20 protein-coding genes are annotated in these 20,104 nt (G+C 69.4%); 8 read left to right on the top strand and 12 right to left on the bottom strand.

Going from position 1 to position 20,104, the window contains the following annotated elements; translation table 11 throughout:
- Positions 1-68: 68 nt before the first annotated feature.
- Positions 69-998, bottom strand: a complete 930-nt coding sequence (gene argF / locus BM43_RS20555) for an ornithine carbamoyltransferase (protein ID WP_025098210.1) — start codon at positions 996-998, stop codon at positions 69-71.
- Positions 999-1,508: 510 nt separating this feature from the next.
- Here argF and BM43_RS20550 point away from each other — a divergent pair.
- Entirely contained in the window at positions 1,509-1,832 is a 324-nt protein-coding gene (locus BM43_RS20550; RefSeq protein ID WP_025098209.1) for a DUF3579 domain-containing protein, read from the top strand.
- A gap of 224 nt (positions 1,833-2,056) precedes the next feature.
- Here BM43_RS20550 and rpsT read toward each other — a convergent pair whose 3' ends face one another.
- Positions 2,057-2,332 (bottom strand): 30S ribosomal protein S20, encoded by a 276-nt coding sequence (gene rpsT / locus BM43_RS20545; RefSeq protein ID WP_013699183.1) that lies wholly within the window; start codon positions 2,330-2,332, stop codon positions 2,057-2,059.
- Between the two features lie 126 nt (positions 2,333-2,458).
- Between rpsT and murJ the strand changes: the two genes are divergently transcribed.
- Positions 2,459-4,189, top strand: coding sequence for a murein biosynthesis integral membrane protein MurJ (gene murJ / locus BM43_RS20540; protein ID WP_308732680.1), 1,731 nt, complete (start codon positions 2,459-2,461; stop codon positions 4,187-4,189).
- A gap of 8 nt (positions 4,190-4,197) precedes the next feature.
- Positions 4,198-5,040, top strand: a complete 843-nt coding sequence (locus tag BM43_RS20535) for a SirB1 family protein (RefSeq protein WP_036053018.1) — start codon at positions 4,198-4,200, stop codon at positions 5,038-5,040.
- Positions 5,041-5,136: 96 nt separating this feature from the next.
- Here the strand turns inward: BM43_RS20535 and BM43_RS20530 are convergent, their stop codons facing one another.
- The 5 genes from BM43_RS20530 to lpxK form a co-directional block, all read right to left on the bottom strand.
- Entirely contained in the window at positions 5,137-5,895 is a 759-nt protein-coding gene (locus BM43_RS20530; protein WP_036049430.1) for an SDR family NAD(P)-dependent oxidoreductase, read from the bottom strand.
- A gap of 217 nt (positions 5,896-6,112) precedes the next feature.
- Entirely contained in the window at positions 6,113-6,775 is a 663-nt protein-coding gene (adk, locus tag BM43_RS20525) for an adenylate kinase (protein WP_013699179.1), read from the bottom strand.
- 208 nt (positions 6,776-6,983) lie between these two features.
- The gene (gene kdsB / locus BM43_RS20520; RefSeq protein WP_036049433.1) at positions 6,984-7,775 is read right to left on the bottom strand and encodes a 3-deoxy-manno-octulosonate cytidylyltransferase; all 792 of its coding nucleotides are present in this window, start codon (positions 7,773-7,775) and stop codon (positions 6,984-6,986) included.
- Positions 7,776-7,867: 92 nt separating this feature from the next.
- Positions 7,868-8,074, bottom strand: coding sequence for a Trm112 family protein (locus BM43_RS20515; RefSeq protein ID WP_013699177.1), 207 nt, complete (start codon positions 8,072-8,074; stop codon positions 7,868-7,870).
- Positions 8,055-9,080: a tetraacyldisaccharide 4'-kinase gene (gene lpxK / locus BM43_RS20510; protein WP_036049436.1), complete on the bottom strand. Its 1,026-nt coding sequence runs from the start codon at positions 9,078-9,080 to the stop codon at positions 8,055-8,057. The genes BM43_RS20515 and lpxK overlap by 20 nt, the downstream gene beginning before the upstream one ends.
- A 519-nt stretch (positions 9,081-9,599) precedes the next feature.
- On the opposite strand from lpxK, the gene xseA reads away from it, so the two are divergent.
- Together xseA and sodB are read left to right on the top strand one after the other, a co-directional pair.
- Positions 9,600-10,982, top strand: a complete 1,383-nt coding sequence (gene xseA / locus BM43_RS20505; protein ID WP_036049439.1) for an exodeoxyribonuclease VII large subunit — start codon at positions 9,600-9,602, stop codon at positions 10,980-10,982.
- A 262-nt stretch (positions 10,983-11,244) separates the two neighbouring features.
- Entirely contained in the window at positions 11,245-11,823 is a 579-nt protein-coding gene (sodB, locus tag BM43_RS20500; protein ID WP_013699174.1) for a superoxide dismutase [Fe], read from the top strand.
- A gap of 72 nt (positions 11,824-11,895) precedes the next feature.
- On the opposite strand, the gene BM43_RS20495 is transcribed toward sodB, so the two are convergent.
- Positions 11,896-12,621, bottom strand: coding sequence for an SDR family oxidoreductase (locus BM43_RS20495; protein WP_036049441.1), 726 nt, complete (start codon positions 12,619-12,621; stop codon positions 11,896-11,898).
- A gap of 146 nt (positions 12,622-12,767) precedes the next feature.
- Here BM43_RS20495 and BM43_RS20490 point away from each other — a divergent pair, with 146 nt between their 5' ends.
- Positions 12,768-13,676: an AraC family transcriptional regulator gene (locus BM43_RS20490; protein WP_036049444.1), complete on the top strand. Its 909-nt coding sequence runs from the start codon at positions 12,768-12,770 to the stop codon at positions 13,674-13,676.
- A 53-nt stretch (positions 13,677-13,729) separates the two neighbouring features.
- Here the strand turns inward: BM43_RS20490 and surE are convergent, their stop codons facing one another.
- The gene (surE, locus tag BM43_RS20485) at positions 13,730-14,512 is read right to left on the bottom strand and encodes a 5'/3'-nucleotidase SurE (protein ID WP_036049446.1); all 783 of its coding nucleotides are present in this window, start codon (positions 14,510-14,512) and stop codon (positions 13,730-13,732) included.
- A gap of 136 nt (positions 14,513-14,648) precedes the next feature.
- Entirely contained in the window at positions 14,649-15,356 is a 708-nt protein-coding gene (locus BM43_RS20480; protein WP_036038451.1) for a Crp/Fnr family transcriptional regulator, read from the bottom strand.
- A gap of 73 nt (positions 15,357-15,429) precedes the next feature.
- Between BM43_RS20480 and BM43_RS20475 the strand changes: the two genes are divergently transcribed.
- Positions 15,430-15,957, top strand: a complete 528-nt coding sequence (locus tag BM43_RS20475; protein WP_036049448.1) for an Mpo1 family 2-hydroxy fatty acid dioxygenase — start codon at positions 15,430-15,432, stop codon at positions 15,955-15,957.
- Positions 15,958-15,962: 5 nt separating this feature from the next.
- Positions 15,963-17,006, top strand: coding sequence for a 2-dehydropantoate 2-reductase (locus tag BM43_RS20470; RefSeq protein ID WP_036049451.1), 1,044 nt, complete (start codon positions 15,963-15,965; stop codon positions 17,004-17,006).
- Between the two features lie 42 nt (positions 17,007-17,048).
- Here the strand turns inward: BM43_RS20470 and BM43_RS20465 are convergent, their stop codons facing one another.
- Both BM43_RS20465 and mdtD read right to left on the bottom strand, forming a co-directional pair.
- Positions 17,049-18,302 (bottom strand): EAL domain-containing protein, encoded by a 1,254-nt coding sequence (locus BM43_RS20465; protein WP_036038570.1) that lies wholly within the window; start codon positions 18,300-18,302, stop codon positions 17,049-17,051.
- Between the two features lie 198 nt (positions 18,303-18,500).
- Positions 18,501-19,934 (bottom strand): multidrug transporter subunit MdtD, encoded by a 1,434-nt coding sequence (mdtD, locus tag BM43_RS20460; protein WP_013699166.1) that lies wholly within the window; start codon positions 19,932-19,934, stop codon positions 18,501-18,503.
- Positions 19,935-20,104 lie beyond the last annotated feature (170 nt).

Below are 20,104 nucleotides of genomic sequence, written 5' to 3'. Positions count from 1 at the left end.
CACCGCAAGGCACATGAAAAAGCCCCGCATCGCGGGGCTTTTCGCTTGCTGGGCCGGCCGGGCAGGGTTCAGTGGTTGAGCTTGCCGAGCAGCAGGAATTCCATCAGCGCCTTCTGCACGTGCAGGCGGTTCTCCGCCTCGTCCCAGACCACGCTCTGCGGGCCGTCGATCACGCCGGCCGTCACTTCCTCGCCGCGATGGGCGGGCAGGCAGTGCATGAACAGCGCGTCGGGATTGGCGAAGCCCATCATTTCCTCGTCCACGCACCAGTCGGCGAAGGCCTGCTTGCGCACTTCGTTCTCGGCCTCGAAGCCCATGCTGGTCCACACGTCGGTGGTGACCAAGTCGGCGCCGCGGCAGGCCTCGTTCGGATCGGCGCAGATCTCGTAGGCCGAGGCGCTGTCCGCGTCGACCAGCTTCATGTCGAGCGCGTAACCGGGCGGCGTGGACAGGCGCAGCTTGAAGCCGAGGATCTTGGCCGCCTCGATCCAGGTGTAGAGCATGTTGTTCGCATCGCCCACCCAGGCCACGGTCTTGCCGCGGATCGGGCCGCGGTGCTCGTAATAGGTGAAGATGTCGGCCAGCACCTGGCAGGGATGGTATTCGTTGGTCAGACCGTTGATCACCGGCACGCGCGAGTTGTCGGCGAAGCGCTGGATGATGTCCTGCTCGAAGGTGCGGATCATGATGATGTCGACCATCCGCGAGATCACCTGCGCCGAATCCTCGACCGGCTCGCCGCGCCCGAGTTGCGTGTCGCGCGTGCTCATGAACACCGCGTGGCCGCCGAGCTGGAAGATGCCGGCCTCGAACGAGAGCCGCGTGCGCGTCGAGTTCTTCTCGAAGATCATCGCCAGCGTGCGGTCGTGCAGCGGGTGGTAGGTCTCGTAGTTCTTGAATTTGCGCTTCAGGATACCCGTGCGTTCGAGCACGTACTCGTAGTCTTCCAGCGAGAAATCCTTGAACTGCAGGTAGTGACGAATGGTTTTGGCGGTCATGAAACGAAACGCGGCGGGAGGCAGCCGGCACGCCGTGCCGGACGGCGCCCGCCGTCGGGAGGTGGTAATCCAGCCCAGCATAAAGGATTTTCCCGGCTTTGACGAGCCGCGCCGGCGGGGCCGGATGTGCCCGTGCAGGGCTCCGTCGACGCGCTGCACGGGCGCCGGAGCGCGCCCGGCAGGGGCGCCCGGCCGGGCGGAACATGGCGGGAGGCGGGGCAGGAAGCGGGACGGGAAGCCGGGCGGAAACCGGCACGGGAAGGCTCGCTCGTGGCGCCGCTGGATGCGGCGCTGCGGTATAATTTCGCGGTTTTCCGAAGTCCGGCGGATCACGCTGCCGGGTACGGGCGGCGCCCGCGCGCAAGCGTGTGGAGGCGTGCGCCGGCGCGTTCGCGACGATCATCGGGCGGGCAGCGTGGGCGGCACGGCATCCCGCAGCCGGCATGCGCGGCCGAGCCCCGTTTCCGCCGCGGCAGCGTCCAGCCGTCGGCCCATCCCCTGGGACCCTTCATGGCAGAAACACCCCCGACCGAATTCTTCATTCAAGGCATCACGAAAGAAGGTAAGACGTTTCGCCCCAGCGACTGGTCGGAACGGCTTGCCGGCGTGATGGCCCAGTTCGGACCGGGCGCCAGCGGGCGCAATGCCTATATGAAATATTCGCTGTACGTGCGCCCGACCATCGTCGGCGGCGTCAAATGCGTGATCGTCGACGCGCGCCTGCGCGAACTCGAACCGATGGCCTTCGATTTCGTGATGAACTTCGCGCGCGACAACGAGCTGGTCGTCACCGAGGCCTGCGAACTGCACCTCGGCAAGCACGACAAGGCCTGAACACCGGCGGCGGGCTGCTCCGCTGCCCGCTTCCCGCGCGGCACCTCCTTTCCCCTGATTCCCCGATTCGACTTCCGGTTGCTTGCCTATTTGGCCTCGGGTTCCGGCATGACGCATGACCGGCCCGGTAGCGCGAAAACCGTAAACGACAAAAAACCCGCCAAGGCGGGTTTTTCGTGATCGGCAGGAAACAGGGGCCCGCGAAATTCGCGGGCGCACCGGATTTACTGCGCGGCGGCCTGCAGGCCCTTGACCGCTGCCGACAGGCGGCTCTTGTGGCGAGCAGCCTTGTTCTTGTGAACGATCTTCTTGTCGGCGATCGTGTCGATCGTCTTGGTGGCGGCCTTGTACAGCTCGGCTGCCTTGGCTTGGTCGCCGGCGTCGATCGCCTTGCGAACGGCCTTGATGGCGGTACGGAATTTCGAGCGCAGCGCCGAGTTGTGCGAGTTAGCCTTCGCTGCCTGGCGGGCGCGCTTGCGTGCTTGTGCGGAGTTAGCCATGACGGTTCCTTATCCTGTCCTGTTTCCAGAGCTTGGAGCCTGACGGCCAAGCGCTGCTTTTCGATCCGACCCTCGAGAGCGATTGCCCGGGGCCCAAAAAACATAGGTTTCACCGAGGCCGGCAACGTGCTCGATGATCACCGCAGCGCGAATGCAGACTCAGAAACGGGCGATTATAGCAACAAAATCAAGGCAAAGACAAGCTCGGCGAACGATGGCGTCGCCTTGCCGGCACGCTGCCGAGGCGGCGGCTTTTTCCGCCGCGAGGGGCGGAACCCAACGGGCCTTCCGTATAATAAGCGCCCCATGAATCTATTCCGAGCCCTGCTGACGGTCAGCGGCTTCACGCTCTTGTCGCGCGTGACCGGTCTGGCCCGTGAGACGCTGATCGCGCGAGCGTTCGGCGCCAGCCAATATACCGACGCCTTCTACGTCGCGTTCCGCATCCCGAACCTGCTGCGCCGGCTGTCGGCCGAGGGCGCGTTCTCGCAGGCCTTCGTGCCGATCCTCGCCGAGTTCAAGAACCAGAAGGGGCACGACGCGACCAAGGCGCTGGTCGACGCGATGTCCACCGTGCTGGCCTGGGCGCTGGCGCTGCTGTCGCTGGCCGGGGTGGCCGGCGCGGCCTGGGTGGTCTACGCGGTGGCCTCGGGGCTTCGCGCCGACGGCCAGGCCTTCCCGCTGGCGGTGACGATGACGCGGATCATGTTCCCGTACATCATCTTCATCTCGCTGACCACGCTGGCCTCGGGCGTGCTCAACACCTACAAGAACTTCTCGCTGCCGGCCTTCGCGCCGGTGCTGCTGAACGTTTCCTTCATCGGCGCGGCGGCCTTCGTCGCGCCGCACCTGAAGATGCCGGTCTATGCGCTGGCCTGGGCCGTGATCGTCGGCGGCCTGCTGCAGTTCATGGTGCAGTGGCCGGGCCTGAAGCGCATCGACATGGTGCCGCGCATCGGCCTGAACCCCTGGCGCGCGCTGGCCCACCCGGGCGTCAAGCGCGTGCTGGCCAAGATGGTGCCGGCCACCTTCGCGGTCTCGGTGGCCCAGCTCTCGCTGATCATCAACACCAATATCGCCTCGCGGCTCGGGCAGGGCGCGGTGTCCTGGATCAACTACGCCGACCGCCTGATGGAATTCCCGACCGCGCTGCTCGGCGTGGCGCTCGGCACCATCCTGCTGCCGAGCCTGTCGAAGGCGCACGTCGATGCCGATGCGACCGAGTACTCGGCGCTGCTCGACTGGGGTCTGCGCGTGACCTTCCTGCTCGCCGCGCCCAGCGCGCTGGGCCTGCTGGTATTCGCCGAGCCGCTCACCGCCACGCTGTTCAACTACGGCAAGTTCGACGCGCACACGGTGGAGATGGTGGCGCGGGCGCTGGCCGCCTACGGCATCGGCCTGGTCGGCATCATCCTGATCAAGATCCTCGCGCCGGGCTTCTACGCCAAGCAGGACATCAAGACGCCGGTGAAGATCGCGATCGTGGTGCTGATCGTCACCCAGTTGTCGAACTACGTGTTCGTGCCCATCCTCGGCCATGCGGGCCTGACGCTGAGCATCGGCGTGGGCGCCTCGCTCAATTCGCTGCTGCTCTTCATCGGGCTGCGCCGGCGCGGCATCTACCAGCCCTCGCCGGGCTGGCCGCGCTTCTTCCTGCAACTGCTCGGCGCCTCGCTGGTGCTGGCCGGCGTGATGCACTGGTTCGCGACCAGCTTCGACTGGACCGGGTTGCGCGCCGAGCCGCTGGCGCGCATCGCGCTGACGGCCGCGAGCCTGATCCTGTTCGCCGCACTATATTTCGGTATGTTGTGGCTGATGGGCTTCAAGTACGCGTATTTCCGCCGCCGCGCCAAATGACGAACACCATGACCCGAGTACTCGATTTCTTCAGCACCCTGGTGGCCGAGGACGACAGCCTGCCGCTGACCGAGGCCGCGCTCTCGCTCGCGCAGGATGCCTACCCGGACCTCGACATGCAGGCGGTGCTGGCCGAGCTGGACGCGCTGGTGCTGCGCTTTCGCCGGCGCGCGCGCACCGGCACGAGCGATCGCGACAAGGTCGACGCGCTCAACGACTTCTTCTTCCGCGAGCTCGGCTTCGCCTGCAACCACAACGATTATTACGATCCCGACAACAGCTACCTGAACATGGTGGCCAAGCGCCGCCGCGGGATCCCGATCTCGCTGTCGGTGATCTACCTGGAGCTGGCCGGGCAGATCGGGCTGTCGGTGCGCGGCGTGTCGTTCCCCGGCCATTTCCTGCTGCGCGCGAGCCTGCCCGACGGCGACGCGATGATCGATCCGACCACCGGCCGTTCGCTGTCCGAATCGGACTTGGTCGAGATGCTGGAGCCCTACGTCGCCCATCCCGAGCAGACCATGGCCAGCACGCTGCGCGCGCTGCTGCAGCCGGCCACCAGCCGCGAGGTGCTGGCGCGCATGCTCAACAACCTGAAGGCGATCTACCTGCAGACCGAGCGCTGGCAGCGTCTCCTGGCGGTCCAGCAGCGGCTGGTGGTGCTGCTGCCGGGCCAGCTCGACGAGGTGCGCGACCGCGGTTTCGCCTACGCGCGGCTCGACTACCTGCGTCCCGCGCTGGAGGATCTCGAGATGTATCTCGAGGAATGTCCGGAGGCGGTCGACGCGACCATCGTCGAGGCGCAACTGAGCGAGCTGCGCCAGCGCATGCGGCGCGGCGACGAGGACTGAGACAGGACGGGGCCAAGGCCGGCATCATGAACGACGCCCGCGATTCCCTCATCGGGGATCGCGGGCGTCGTCGCATCGGGCGGGCAGGCCGCGTGCTTACTTCGGCTGCATCCGGATCGCGCCGTCCAGGCGGATCACCTCGCCGTTGAGCATGGTGTTCTCGAGGATCTGGCGCGCCAGCATCGCGTATTCCTCGGGCTTGCCCAGGCGCGGCGGGAACGGCACCATCGCGCCGAGCGCGTCCTGCACCTCCTGCGGCATGCCGAGCAGCATCGGCGTCTCGAAGATGCCCGGCGCGATCGTCATCACGCGGATCGCGTTGCGCGACAGGTCGCGCGCCAGCGGCAGCGTCATGCCGGCCACGCCGGCCTTCGAGGCGGCGTAGGCGGCCTGGCCGATCTGGCCGTCGAAGGCCGCCACCGAGGCGGTATTGATGATCACGCCGCGCTCGCCCGAGGCAGCCGGCGCATTGGCCGACATCGCCGCGGCCGCCAGGCGCGCCATGTTGAAGGTGCCGACCAGGTTGATCGACACCACCTTGGCGAACAGCTCCAGCGCATGCGGGCCGTCCTTGCCGACCGTCTTCGCGGCGGGCGCGATGCCCGCGCAATTGATCAGGCCGCGCAGCGTGCCGAGCCCGGTGGCCGCTTCCACGGCGGCCTTGGCGTCGTCCTCGCGCGTCACGTCGCAGGCCGTGAACAGGCCGCCCAGCTCGCGGGCCAGCGCCTCGCCGGCCTCGCGGTTCAGGTCGGCCAGCACCACCTTGGCGCCCGCGCCGGCCAGCATGCGCGCGGTGCCCGCGCCCAGCCCCGAGGCGCCGCCGGTGATCAGAAACACGTTGTCGCGTAGTTCCATCCTTGCTCCCGTTGGTTTGTTATTGGCGATCCCGGTCGATTGTACGGAAGGCGGCGCGACGGCGGCGTGAAGCGAACGATCGTGCGTTTCTCGGTCGCGGGACGAAAAAAAGCCGCCCGGCGAGGGGCGGCCCTTAACGCTCGCGCGTGGCGCGGCGTGCGAAAAAAAGCCGCCCGGCGAGGGGCGGCCCTTGACGCTCGCGCGTGGCGCGGCGTGCTTACTTCAGCGCGTCGAAGGCACGCTGGCGGATTTCGTCAACGCTGCCCAGGCCCGAGATCTTGCGATAGGCCGGCGCCTGCAGGCCGTTTTCCTCGCCGCGCTTGGCCCAGTCGCCGTAATAGCTGATCAGCGGTTTGGTCTGCGCTTCATATACGTCCAGACGCTTCTTGACGGTTTCTTCCTTGTCGTCGTCGCGCTGGATCAGCGGCTCGCCCGTCACGTCGTCCTTGCCCTCGACCTTCGGAGGATTGAAGCGCACGTGGTAGATGCGGCCCGAGGCCGGGTGGGTGCGGCGACCGCTGATGCGCTCGATGATCTCGGAGAAGGGCACGTCGATTTCGAGCACGTAGTCGATCGCCACGCCGGCGTCCTTCATGGCGTCGGCCTGGGCGATGGTGCGCGGGAAGCCGTCGAACAGATAGCCGTTCTGGCAGTCGGCTTCCTTCAGGCGCTCCTTGACCAGCCCGATGATCAGCGAATCCGGCACGAGCTTGCCTTCGTCCATGTAGCCCTTCGCCTCGACGCCGAGCGGCGTGCCGGCCTTCACGGCCGCGCGCAGCATGTCGCCCGTCGAGATCTGCGGGATCCCGAACTTTTCCTTGATGAAGGTGGCCTGGGTGCCCTTGCCGGCGCCGGGAGCGCCCAACAGGATCAAACGCATGGTGATATCTCCAAGTTTCGTGAATGTGTGGCGCGAGGGGATCACATCGGCGCGCGGCCCGCGGGTCGGCTGCGAACGACAGGCTCCGGCCGGTCTGACGGCGGCGCCGGCAGCGGGGCCGGCGCGGCTGCCGGCGGGGGAGCGGGCGAGCGCGACTCAACGTGGGCGGCGCCTGAGGGCTCGCACAGTCGCCCGATTATGCCATGGCTTATTTTTCGGTCGACCGAAAAAGGGCCTGCACGCGAGCCAGATCGGCGGGGGTGTCGACGCCCGGTGCCGGGGCTGATTTTGTGACGAGCACGGCGATCCGCTCGCCGTGCCACATCGCGCGCAGCTGTTCGAGCTGCTCGGCCTGCTCGATCGGCGCCTGCGCGAGGCCCGGGTAGCTGCGCAGGAAACGCGCGCGATAGGCATACAGCCCGATGTGCCGATAGGCCGGGAAGGCCGGCCCGGGCATGGTTTCGACGGCCGGCCAGTGCGCCTGCCAGGCATCGCGCGACCAGGGGATCGGCGCGCGCGAGAAATACAGCGCAACGCTTTTCGCGTCGAGCGCGACCTTCACCACGTTCGGATTGAACACTTCCTCCGGATCATGGATCGGATGCGCGGCAGTTGCGATTGCACAATCCGGGTGCGTTGCGAGGTGCGACGCTACGTCGCGGACGAGTGTCGGGTCAATCAGGGGCTCGTCGCCCTGCACGTTGACCACGATCGTGTCGTTGGGCAGCGCCAGCGTGGTGGCCACCTCCGCCAGGCGATCGGTGCCCGAGGGATGGTCGGCGCGCGTGAGCAGGGCCTCGAAACCGGCCGCCTGCGCGGCCTCGAGCACGCTGGGCGCATCGGAAGCCACCAGCACGCGGGCCGCGCCGGCCTCGCGCGCGCGCTCGGCCACGCGCACCACCATCGGCTTGCCGCCGATATCGGCGAGCGGCTTGTTGGGCAGGCGCGTGGAGGCGAGGCGGGCCGGCACGACGGCGATGAAGGGCGACGGAGTGGTCATCGATGGGATCGGGAGCGAACGGGTTCGAAAGCGCCGCGCCCGCCACGGGGGCGGGCGCGAGCGGGGCGGCTGGCCGGTGTTCGGCCGGCGCCTCAGTGCGTGGCGGCGGGGCCGGCAGGGTCGACGGGCGTGCCCTCGACGGTCTGTCGCGCTTCGTCGACCAGCATCACGGGGATGCCGTCGCGAATCGGGTAGGCCAGCTTGTCGGCATGACAGATCAATTCCTGCGCGGCGCGGTCATGCTGGAGCGGGCCCTTGCAGATCGGGCACACGATGATTTCAAGCAGGCGAGCGTCCACGGAGTTTCTCCACAACGAGAGCGATAAGGCGGGGATCGAGCGCGGCCTCGACAGGGACGACCCAGAGTCGGGCATCGCGCCAGGAAGCGCCCAATTTTACTGCATCCTTCTCGGTGATCAGGATCACGTCGGCATCGTCGTGCGCGAAGGGGTTCTCGGCGTAGGCGTAATGGTCGGGCAGGGCCCGCGTGGCGGGGGCCAGGCCCGCCGCGCGCAGGGTCGCGAAGAAGCGCTCGGGCGCGCCGATGCCGGCCGCGGCCAGCACCCGCTCGCCGGCGAACTGGGCCAGCGGGCGGCGTCGCGAGGGCTCGTCGAGATGCCAGGCGTCGCCGGGCGCGAGCCGCAGCGCGTAGGTGTTCGGCCAGGGCGGCAGCGCGCGGCTGTAGGGATCGTTGACCAGGGTGGCGTCGCGTCGACGCGACAGCGGCTCGCGCAAGGGGCCGGCCGGCAGCAGGAAGCCGTTGCCGCCGAGCCGGTGGTCGAACACCACCAGCTCGACGCGGCGCGCCATCCGGTAGTGCTGCAGGCCGTCGTCGCTGACCACCACGTCTACCTCGGGATGCGCGGCGGCCAGCGCGCGGATCGCCGCCACCCGGTCCGGGCAGACCACCACCGGCGCCTGGGTACGGCGCGCGATCAGCAGCGGTTCGTCGCCGGCGCGCGAGGCCGGCGAATCGGGCGCGACCTCGGTCGGCTCGCGGATCTCGGCGCCGTAGCCGCGCGACACCACGCCGGGATGGAAGCCGTTGGCGCGCAGCGCCTCGATCAGGGCGATCACGGTCGGCGTCTTGCCGGTGCCGCCCACCGTCACGTTGCCGACCACCACCACCGGCAGGCCGGTGTCGACGATCGGCTTCCAGCCGGCCGCGAAGGCCAGGCGGCGCAGCGCGGCGATGCCGCCGAACACGGCGGCCAGCGGCGTCAAGGCCCAGGCCAGCGCCCCGCGCCGCTGCCATTCGCGCGCCAGCGTGGCCTCCAGGCGCGCGCCCAGGCCTCCGCGGCTCATCGGGCGGCGGCGCCGGCGCGGCGCGAGCACGGAGCCATGACGGACGGACGAACTGCCGACGCGGCGGACCGTGGCGAAGCGGGAGCGGACGAAGCGGTCAACGGGGTTCTCCGGTGGGGCGAGGCGGACGCGCGCCCGAACCGCCGACCAGGCGGCTCGGGCGTGTTCCGAAAGGCGGCACTCTAGCGCGGTGCCGCCGCGCGCGGCAAGTCGTCCAGCCCTGTGGACGGATCGACGCGGCTGTGGATAAGTCTGTGAAAAACTGGCCTCGCGATCGGCGCAAAGGCCCGCACGGCGGCCATCCGATCGGCGTCCTGTCACAATATGTCACAAATAAAGCAAGCAAAATCAAGGACTTGACGGATTTCTTAAGGGTTTTTGAGAGCTTTGTTGCGTCTCTGTCCCTGATCCGGCGCGGATGTGGACACTTCGTCTGGCCGCGCGCCATGCCGGCCGCGAGGCTTGCCGGAGCGGCGCGGCGACGCTATCGTGTGCCCGCTCCCTCATCCTCCTCACGCAATGCAATCCGATCCCTACCTGCCTGGCCCCGGCGGCGCGAACGCCGGCGACGGCGTGATCCCCGTCTCCGCGCTGAACCGCGCGATCGGCTCGATGCTCGAGCGCGCCTTCCCGCTGTGCTGGGTATCGGGCGAAGTGTCGAACTTCACGCGCGCGGCGAGCGGCCACTGGTACTTCTCGATCAAGGACAAAGACGCGCAGATGCGCTGCGTGATGTTCCGCGGCCGGGCCCAGCACGCGCCGTTTACGCCGCGCGAGGGCGATCGCATCGAGGTGCGCGCGTTGGTCACCATGTACGAGCCGCGCGGCGAGGTGCAACTGAGCGTCGAGGCGGTGCGGCGCACCGGGCAGGGCAAGCTGTTCGAGGCCTTCCTGCGCCTGAAGGCCGAGCTCGAGGCCGAGGGCCTGTTCGCGGCCGAGCGCAAGCGCGCGCTGCCGGCTTTCCCGCGCGCCATCGGCATCGTCACCTCGCTGCAGGCTGCTGCCTTGCGCGACGTGCTGAGCACGCTCGCCCGGCGCGCCCCGCACCTGCCGGTGATCGTCTACCCGGCGCCGGTGCAGGGCGCCGGCGCGGCCGAGAAGCTGACCGCGATGGTGCAGACGGCGAATGCGCGCCGCGAGGTGGACGTGCTGATCGTGTGCCGCGGCGGCGGCTCGATCGAGGATCTCTGGTCCTTCAACGACGAGGCGCTGGCGCGCGCGATCGCCGCCAGCGAGCTGCCGGTGGTCAGCGGCGTGGGCCACGAGACCGATTTCACCATTGCCGATTTCGCCGCCGACCTGCGCGCGCCGACGCCGACCGGCGCGGCCGAACTGGTCAGCCCCCAGCGAGCGCTGCTGCTGCGCGAGCTGGGCGAGCGCCAGGCCGAGCTGCGCCGCGGCCTGCGGCGCGGGCTCGAGGCGCGCGCCCAGCAGCTCGACTGGCTGGCGCGCCGGCTGGTCAGCCCTGCCGAGCGCCTGGCGCGCCAGCGCACCCATCTGCAGCAGCTCGCGCTGCGGCTGACCTCGGCCGGCGCGCGGCCGGTGCGCGATGCGCGCGCGCGTTTCGCGCTGGTGATGCTGCGCTGGCAGCGCACGCGGCCCGACGTGGCGGCCGCGCGCCTGTCGGTGACGGGCTGGTCGCAGCGGCTGGGCGTGGCGCTGCGCCATCGCCACGAGCGCGCCGCCGCGCGCGTGGCGGGCTGCGCGGCGCGGCTCGAGGTGCTGAGCCCGCAACGCACGCTGGAACGCGGTTACGCCGCGCTGATCGACACCCAGACCGGCCGCGCGGTGCGCGCGCCCGGCGCGCTGAAACCGCAGCGCCGCCTGACCGTGCACCTGGCCGAAGGCAGCGCCGACGTCTCGCTGGCCGACGTGCAGCCGCGCCTGGACGAGAACTTCTGAGTCTCGGCGCGACGGCTCGCGACATGCCGCATTCACGGGACCGATTCATGCTCGTCTCCATCATGCAGCGAGCGTGATATCGGATATCGGGAAACTGTCGAACCCGGGCGCCGATCTTGCGTCTCGCCGTTATCGCACCATCCCTGCCGGTCGGACGGAGGCGGCGATTTCGAATACCCGCGAGTTTGCGGGGTTATTCGGTCTCGCCTACAATCGGACGCTCTGCAGGCCCTAGTCCCCCACATACTTCAAAGGAATCGCCATGGCTCATACGCTCCCGCCGCTGCCGTACGCTGAAGACGCGCTCGCTCCGCACATTTCGGCAGAGACGATCCAGTTCCACTACGGCAAGCACCACCAGACCTATGTGACGAACCTGAACAACCTGATCCCGGGCACCGAGTTCGAGAACCTCTCGCTCGAGGAGATCGTGAAGAAGTCGTCGGGCGGTATTTTCAACAACGCCGCGCAAATCTGGAATCACACCTTCTTCTGGAACAGCCTCTCGCCGCAGGGCGGCGGTGCGCCGACCGGCGCGCTGGGCGACGCGATCAACGCCAAGTGGGGTTCGTTCGACGCCTTCAAGGAAGCCTTCACGAAGACGGCCGTGGGCACCTTTGGTTCGGGCTGGGCCTGGCTGGTGAAGAAGGCCGACGGCTCGCTCGACCTGGTCTCGACCAGCAACGCCGCCACGCCGCTGACCACCGACGCCAAGCCGCTGCTGACGATCGACGTGTGGGAACACGCCTACTACATCGACTACCGCAACGCGCGTCCGAAGTTCGTCGAAGCGTTCTGGAACATCGTGAACTGGGACTTCGCCGCGAAGAACTTCGCGTAAGTCACGGCAGGTTCCGTTCGATTCGAAAGCCCTCCTCGCGAGGGTTTTTTCATTTTCAAGCCGCCGGCTGCGCTACCAGGCCTGCGGGCCGTATTCGTCGAAGAACCGCCCGGTGGGGCCATCCTCGTCGAGCGTCGCGAGCCGCACCGCGGGCGTGGCGCCCTGCTCGACCGTGCGAGGCCCCGCGTGGTCGTTGAAGTCGGTGGCCACGTAGCCCGGGTCCGCCGAGTTCACCTTGATGCCGAACTCGCGCAAGGCATTCGCGAGCGAGACCGTCACGCCGTTGAGCGCGGCTTTCGAGCTGTTGTATCCGAGGTGGTTGAAGCCGCTGTAGCGGCTGGTGAAATCGGACGTGAGGGTGAGCGAGCCGAGCCCGCTGCTGACGTTCACGACGCGCGCGCAACGCGCGGCCTTCAGCAGGCCCAGGAACGCCTGGGTCACCCGCACCGCGCCGAACACGTTGACCTGGTAGGTCGCCAGCATTTGCGTCGTCGATTCCTCCAGCGCATGGGCGCGCGGCCCCAGGATGCCGGCGTTGTTGACCAGCGCGTCGAGATGGTCGGTCTGCCCGGCCAGGGCGCGCGCCGCCCGGGCTACGCTCTCGTCGTCCGCCACGTCGATCTCGAGCAGGTGCACATCCATGCCGGCTTGCTTCAATTCCTGCACGGCTTGTTCTCCTCGCTGCGCGTCGCGGCATCCCATCCAGACGGTGTAGCCGCGTCGTGCCAGTTGCCGGACGATTTCTCGTCCAATGCCCTTGTTCGCGCCGGTCACGAGGGCGGTGTGTCGATCGTGCATGAGGGGGACCTCCTTGGGAAAGTGCTCCCATGCTAGGAGGGCGACCCGCGCGGCACGCGTCCGATCCTGTCAATGACTTGCCCGATTCTCTCAATCGCCCGGTGCCGAGCTTGTGGGGGGCGAGGGTGGCGAACCATACTCGCTGCATGGAACGATATCTATCCGAATTGCGCGAGGGGCTGCTGCGCCACGCGCAGGGACGCCGGACCGACACGGCCATCGCGCGCGTGTCGCTGTCGCGCGGACAGGCCGCCACGGGCCCGCTGGCGGGGCTGTACGAGCCGATGCTTTGCCTGGTCGTGCAGGGCGCGAAGCGCGTGATCGTCGGCGACCGGGTGCTGGACTACGATCCGGGCAACTGCTTCGTGACCGCGGTGGAAGTGCCGGCCACGGGCCGCATCGTCGAGGCCAGCCGGCAGCGGCCTTACCTGGCGATCAGCCTCGTCTTCGAGCCGGCGATCGTCGCCGAGCTGCTGGCGCACCTGCCGCAGGTGCGCGATGGGGAAGCGGGCGCGAGCTTTGCCGTCGAGCCCGTCTCGGCGGCCCTGCTCGACGCCTGGGTCCGCATGATCCGCCTGCTCGACCATCCCGCCGAGATTCCGGCCCTGGCGCCGCTGATCGAGCGGGAAATCCTGTTCCGTCTGCTGCAGGGGCCGCATGCGCGCGTGCTGCGCCAGATCGCGCGCGCGGATGGCCGGTTGTACCGGATCCGGCGCGCCGTCGCCCGCATTCGCACGCGCTACGACCAGCCCTTGCGTATCGAGGAACTGGCGGAGCTGGCCGGCATGAGCCTGGCGACCTTTCATCGCCACTTCAAGGCGGTGACGACCTTGGCGCCGCTGCAATACCAGAAGATCGTCCGGCTGCAGCAGGCGCGCCGGCTGCTGATGATCGAGAACCGCGCCGTCACCGAGGCGGCCTTCGCGGTCGGTTATGAAAGCGCCTCGCAGTTCTCGCGGGAATACGCCCGGCAATTCGGCGCGTCGCCGGCTCAGGACGTGGCTCGGCTGCGCTCGGCCGCCGCCGTGTTCGACGAGGCCGCGGCCGGCCCGTGACGCTCGCCGGCGGGCGAGCATGTCGCGAGCGCCGATGAGCGTGGCTACGCCGCTCAGCCCGCCAGCTTCTGCGCGAGCCGCGCGCGGGCCGTATCGTGGGTGCGCTCGAACTTGAGCGGCGTGACCGTCACATGGCCGGCTCGCAGCGAGGCGGTTTCCGAGTCGGGCGCATCGTCGCGCGGGCCGCGGCTGAGCCGCAGCCAGTGATAGTCGAGTTCGCGCGGATCGGTGCGCGACACCACCTCGATGCCGCCGAGCAGGCCGATGCCCTGCTGCGTCACCTTCAGCGAACCCACCGCGTCGGCGGCCACCGCCGGGAAGTTCACGTTCAGGCAGGCATCGCGCTCCCAGCCGGCGTGCGCCAGTTGGCGGATCACGCCAGCCGCGTGCGCGGCGGCCGTGCCCCAGGGCACCGCGTTGCGATCGGCGAAGGCCTGGCTCAGCGCGATGGCGGGGATGCCGAGCAGCATGCTCGTCATCGCGGCGCCCACCGTGCCCGAGAACACCGTCTCGGTGCCGAGGTTGGCGCCGCGATTGATGCCCGAGAGCACCAGCTCGGGCGGCGCCTCGCGCATCAGATGGCCGGCCGAGACAGCCACGCAGTCGCCCGGCGTGCCGCGCACGGCGAAGCGGCGCTCGCCCTCGCGATGCACGCGCAGCGGCTCGTGCAGGCTGATCGAATGCGAGGTGCCGCTCTGGTCGGCCATCGGCGCGACCACCCAGACCTCGCGCGCCAGCGTCGCGGCGACTTCCTCCAGCACCTTGAGGCCCGGCGCGTCGTAGCCGTCGTCGTTGGTGAGCAGGATGCGTTGGAAGATCGGGCTGGCTGGCGACATCGTTCGAGGCCTCGCTGGAAGAGTGGATGACAAGATACGCGGCGCGCGCGGCGCGTCGCTTGGTGTTGCGAAGCGGCCATGCTAACAAGTTCCGCGCCTCGGGATCGCGAGGCGCGCCCGGCCCGCCGGCCCGCGCTCAGAGCGCGCGGCCGATCTCGCCGCTGGCGGCGCGCAGCGCGTCGCGATCGAGGATCTCGATCTCGCCGACCTGCACCCGCACGATGCCGCGCGCGGCCAGCTCCCTGAGCAGCTGGTTGGTGGTCTGGCGCGTGAGCGAGGCGAGCGCGGCGAGCTTCTCCTGCGAGAGCCGGATTCGCGTGTGGCCGGTGCTGATCCCGCCATAACCCTCGGCGATCATCAGCAGGCGCGCGGCCAGCCGCTGCGCGGCCGGCATCACGCTGATCGCCTCCACGGTCAGGAACGACAGCCGCAGCTTCTGCGCCATCAGGAGCCCGAAGTGTCGCCAGTAACGCGGTTCGGCCTCGAGCACGTGTTGCAGTGCAGCTTGCGCGAGATGCAAAAGTCGTGTGTTCTCCACGGCAATCGCATCGTGTGTGCAGGGCTGGCCGTCGAACAAAGATATCTCGCCGAACCAGGTGGTCGGCTCGAGAACGGTCAGCAGGGCCTCGCGTCCGTCCGGATCGACCGCGCCGATGCTCAGCGCGCCGGACAGCACGGCATACAGGCCGCAGGGCGGGTCGCCGCGCCGGAACAGGGTCTCGCCGGCGGCGAGTTCGCGCGGCGTGGCGAGATCGAGCAGGCTCGCGCGCAGCGCGTCGGGCAGTGCGCGGAACCAGGGGTTCGCGTCGAGTCGGGGGAGCAGGTCGGCGGGCGGCGCGGGCATGGGGATGTCGGGTAGCTGACAGCGTAGGCGCTGGGCAAGACGCATGATAGCGCTCGTCAAGGAGGCAGACACGATGAAGACACTGACCGATCAACTCGCCAACTACGCCGCGTATCACCGCGATACGCGCAATATCCTCACACACCTGTTCGGCATCCCGATGATCGTGCTCGCCGTGGCCGTGCTGCTGTCGCGGCCGGTGGCGGGCACGCCGGCCGGCATCGCGCTGACCCCGGCGCTGCTGGTGACGGTGGCCATCGCTATCTACTACCTGCGGCTCGACCTGCGCTTCGGCCTGGCCATGAGCGTGCTGCTGGCGCTCACGCTGTGGTTGGCGCGCGCGCTGGCCGGTGGGAGCACCGCGCTCTGGCTCGGTTCCGGGATCGGCCTGTTCCTGCTCGGCTGGGTGATCCAGTTCGTCGGCCACGCCTTCGAGGGCCGCAAGCCTGCCTTCGTCGACGACGTGATCGGCCTGGCGATCGGGCCGCTGTTCGTGGTGGCCGAGGTGGCGTTCGCGATGGGCCTGCGCCGCGCGCTGCGCGACGAGATCGAACGACGCTCGGGCCCGCAGCGTCACGGGCCGCGCGGCGCGAGCGCCTGAGCCGGGTGACCAGGATCGCCGTGTTCGGCGCGGGGGCGATCGGCTGCTACATCGGCGGCCGGCTCGCCGTCGCCGGCGGCGACGTGCGCTTCGTGGGGCGCGCCGCGACCGGCGAGATGCTGCGCGAACACGGCCTCACGCTGAACGACTACCTGGGCCGCGAGGCGCAGGTCGCGCCCGAGCGCATCGCCTTCGACACCGATCCGCGCTCGCTGGCCGATGCCGAGGTGGTGCTGGTCAGCGTCAAGTGCACCGCCACGCCGGCGGCGGCCGCCGCGCTCGAGCCGGTGCTGCGCCCCGGCACGGTGGTGATCAGTTTCCAGAACGGCGTGCGCCAGGCCGATGCGCTGCGCATCGCGCTGCCGGCGCGCACGGTGCTGGCCGGCATGGTGCCCTTCAACGTGATCGCGCGCGGCGACGGCCTGTTCCACCAGGGCTCGGGCGGGCAACTGGTGGTGGAGGCCTCGCCGCATCTGGCGAGGATCGACGAGGTGTTCGATCGCGCGGTGCTGCCGCTGCGGCACAGCGAGGACATCCTGGCCGTGCAGTGGGCCAAGCTGCTGCTCAATCTCAACAATGCGGTGAATGCGCTCTCGGCGCTGCCGCTGCGCGAGCAGCTCGCGCAGCGCGACTATCGGCGCTGCCTGGCGCTGGCCCAGCGCGAGGCCTTGCGCGTGCTGCGCCGCGCGGGCCTGCGGCCGGCCTGGCTGACCCTGCTGCCGCCGGGCTGGATGCCGGGGCTGCTGTCGCTGCCCGATGCGCTGTTCTCGCGCCTGGCGAACTCGATGCTCGAGATCGATCCGCTGGCGCGCTCCTCGATGGCCGACGATCTGTCCGCGGGCCGCTCGACCGAGATCGACTGGCTCAACGGCGAGATCGTCCGGCTCGCCGCCGAGATCGGCATGGCCGCACCGGTCAATGCGCGGCTGCGCGAGCTGGTGCTGTTGGCCGGGCGCGATCGCGCCCGCAAGCGCTGGCGCGCCGAGGTGCTGCTGCACACCCTGCTCGATGCCGCCGGCGAGGCGCCCACGCCGCCCGAGCCGGCCTGAGCCTGCTTGAGCAAGATGCCCGCCGGCCTCTTCCCGATCAGATCACCAGTTGATGTCGACGCACAGCACCTGCATGCCGTCCGCGCCGGGCGCGGCCACCGAGGCGGTCACGCACAGGTGCGCCTCGTTGATCGACAGGTAGGGCGGCGTCACGCGCACGCGGCCGGGCGCGCGCATCGCGTCGATGAAGTAGGGGCGTCGCTCCCAGCTCGCGCCTTCGGAATGCAGCAGCGGGCGGAAGCGCTTGGCGCGCTGCGAGCTGCGGATGCGCGGCAGCACGTTGTCGCCGATCTGGTGGCCCGAGGCGTCCAGCAGGAAGCAGCGTGCCGCGTCGGGCAGGGCCAGCAGCGCGGCGGTGGCCGTCTCCACGTCCTGGCCGGCGCCGAGCTGGGTGCTGGCCTGTTCGAGCGCGCTCAGGTAGGGCGCGAGACGCGCCTGCTGGTTGCGCTCGCGTTCCGCCACGCGCAGCCGCAGCGCGGCCGACAGCGTATCCATGCAGCCGGCGGCGGCCTGCGGCTGCACCGGCTCGACGCTGGGCCCCGAGAAGTAGGTGCCCTGCACGAAATCGACATTGCATTCGAGCGCGATCAGCGCCTCGCGTTCGGTCGACAGGCCGCCCATCAGCACCAGTTGCCCCGATTCGTGCAGCAGCGAGACCAGCCCCGGCAGCACGCGCTCCAGATGCGAGTGCTCGCTGGCCTGGGCCAGGATGCCGCGATCGAGCGTGACGATGTCGGGATGCAGGTGCCAGACGCGGTCGATGTTCGAATGCTTGGCGCCGAAGCCGCCCAGCGCGATCAGGAAGCCGGCCTTGCGCAGCCCGTCGACGATCGCGCCGAAGCGCGGCGTGTCGCCCCCGGCCTGCTCGGGCACCTCGAGCACCACGCGCTGCGGCGGCAGGCCGAGCGCCTTGAGGTTGGCCAGCAGGGCGTCGCCGTAGATGGTGTCCATCAGCGCGGCCGGGTGCAGGCTCAGGAAGAGCCATTCCTCCTGGCTGTCGAAGGCGTGGAAGTTGCCCAGGTGCAGCGATTCCGCCAGCCGCCCCAGCTCCAGCAGGTCGCCGCGCCGCGCCGCCTGTGTGAACACCTCGTGCGAGGGCACCTGGGCGCCGTCGCCGCCATGCGCGCGCAGCGAGGCGTGATAGCCGATCGCGCGGCGGTGCGAGACCGAGAACACCGGCTGGAACACGCTGAACACGGTGTAGTCGCCGTACAGCACGGTGCGCCGGTTGCCGTCGTCGCCCGCGACGGGGCGCGGCGGCTGGAAGCCGGGAGGATCGATGTCGATCATGGTCATCATGGTGGCGGCCGGGGAGAGGGTGACAGTTTACCTAGCGCACATGAAGGAGCAAGAAGCATGCGCGGCAGGCGCCGCCCGTCTCGGCGGGTTCGGGGCGAGGACGAGGGGGGCGGCCGGTCCGGCGCGGGCCTGGATTGCACCGCGGCGGTGCATCGCGGGGCGCGCCGCGCACCCGCGCGGCCCCGTTCGCGCCGCTCAGGCGCGTTCCGAGGGATCGGTCTTCTTGGCCGCGCCGCGCACGTCCGGCGAGAGCTGGGCGAAGATCCAGGCCGAGCCGGCCGTGATGATGCCCACGCACAGGAAGGTGGCGTGGAAGGCCGGCAGCGTGTGGGTGGGGGTGACGCTGCGCATCACGCCGGTGAAGGTGGCCAGCAGCGCGCCGGCTACCGTCACGCCCAGGCTCATCGACAGCATCTGCACCAGCGAGAACAGGCTGTTGCCGCTGCTCGCGCCGCCGGTGCCGAGGTCCTTGAGCGTGAGCGTGTTCATCGCGGTGAACTGCATCGAATTGAAGCCGCCGAAGATCGCCAGCTGCAGCACCTGCAGCCACAGCGGCAGGCGATCGCTCATCAGCGCCATGCTGGCCATCAGCAGCCCGACCATCACGGTATTGGCCAGCAGCACCTTGCGGTAGCCGTGGCGCGTGATGAGCCCGGTGATCACGCGCTTGGAGAACATCCCGGCGGCGGCCACCGGCAGCATCATCAGGCCGGCCTCGAAGGCCGAGTAGCCGAGGCTGACCTGCAGCAGCAGCGGGATCAGGTAGGGCATCGCGCCGCTGCCGATGCGCGCGAACAGGTTGCCGAGCAGGCCCACGCTGAAGGTGTGGATCCGGAACAGCTCGAGCGAGAAGATCGGGTTCGGCGCGCGCACCGCGTACAGGCCGTAGGCGACGAACGAGGCCAGGCCGAGGATCATCAGCACCAGCACGGCGGCGTGGTCCATGCCGAGGTCGGCGAGCCCGTCGAGCGACAGCGACACGGCGATCATGCCGGTGGTCAGCAGCAGGTAGCCGCGCAGGTCGAAGCGGCCCACCGAGGGATTGCGGGAATCGGGCATCGAGTAGTAGGTGGCCAGGCAACCGACCACGCCGACCGGCACGTTGATCAGGAAGATCCAGTGCCAGGAGGCGATCTTGACCAGCCAGCCGCCCAGCGTGGGGCCGATCAGCGGGCCGATCAGGCCCGGGATCGCGACGAAGGACAGCGCGGGCAGGTAGCGCTCGGCCGGGAAGGTGCGCAGCACCGCGAGCCGGCCGACCGGCAGCAGCATCGCGCCGCCCACGCCCTGCGCGACGCGGAAGGCCACCAGTTGCGGCAGCGTGTGCGCGTTGGCGCACAGCAGCGAGCTGGCCGAGAAGATCAGGATCGCGCTGAAGAACACGCGGCGCGTGCCGAAGGTGTCGGCCAGCCAGCCCGAGACGGGGATCATCACCGCCATCGTCAGCGAGTAGGCGATCACCACCGACTGCATGCGCAGCGGCGATTCGCCGAGGCTCGCCGCCATCGAGGGCAGGGCCGTGTTGACGATGGTCGCGTCCAGCGTTTGCATGAAGAAGCCGGTGGCCACGACCCACAGCATCACGGTCAGGGACGATTCGCTCGGCGTGGCGGCGGGAGGACGGGACATGGCGGGGCTCGGAGTCGCGGACAGCCGTCATTGTAGGAAAAGCGTGACGGATGCGCAGCCGATTCGGGGGCGGATGATCGAGGCGCCGGGCCCTCGGCACGATGTTTCGTGCTCCTTATGCGCCGGAAACGCCGCCTTCGGGGCGCAGCGGGACCGGTGCCTTCAGGTCT

This window comes from Burkholderia gladioli, from assembly GCF_000959725.1.
In the GTDB taxonomy this organism is placed as follows: Bacteria; Pseudomonadota; Gammaproteobacteria; order Burkholderiales; family Burkholderiaceae; genus Burkholderia; species Burkholderia gladioli.
Note: the sequence above shows the minus strand (reverse complement) of the source record. Positions and strands in the feature narration are given on the sequence as shown.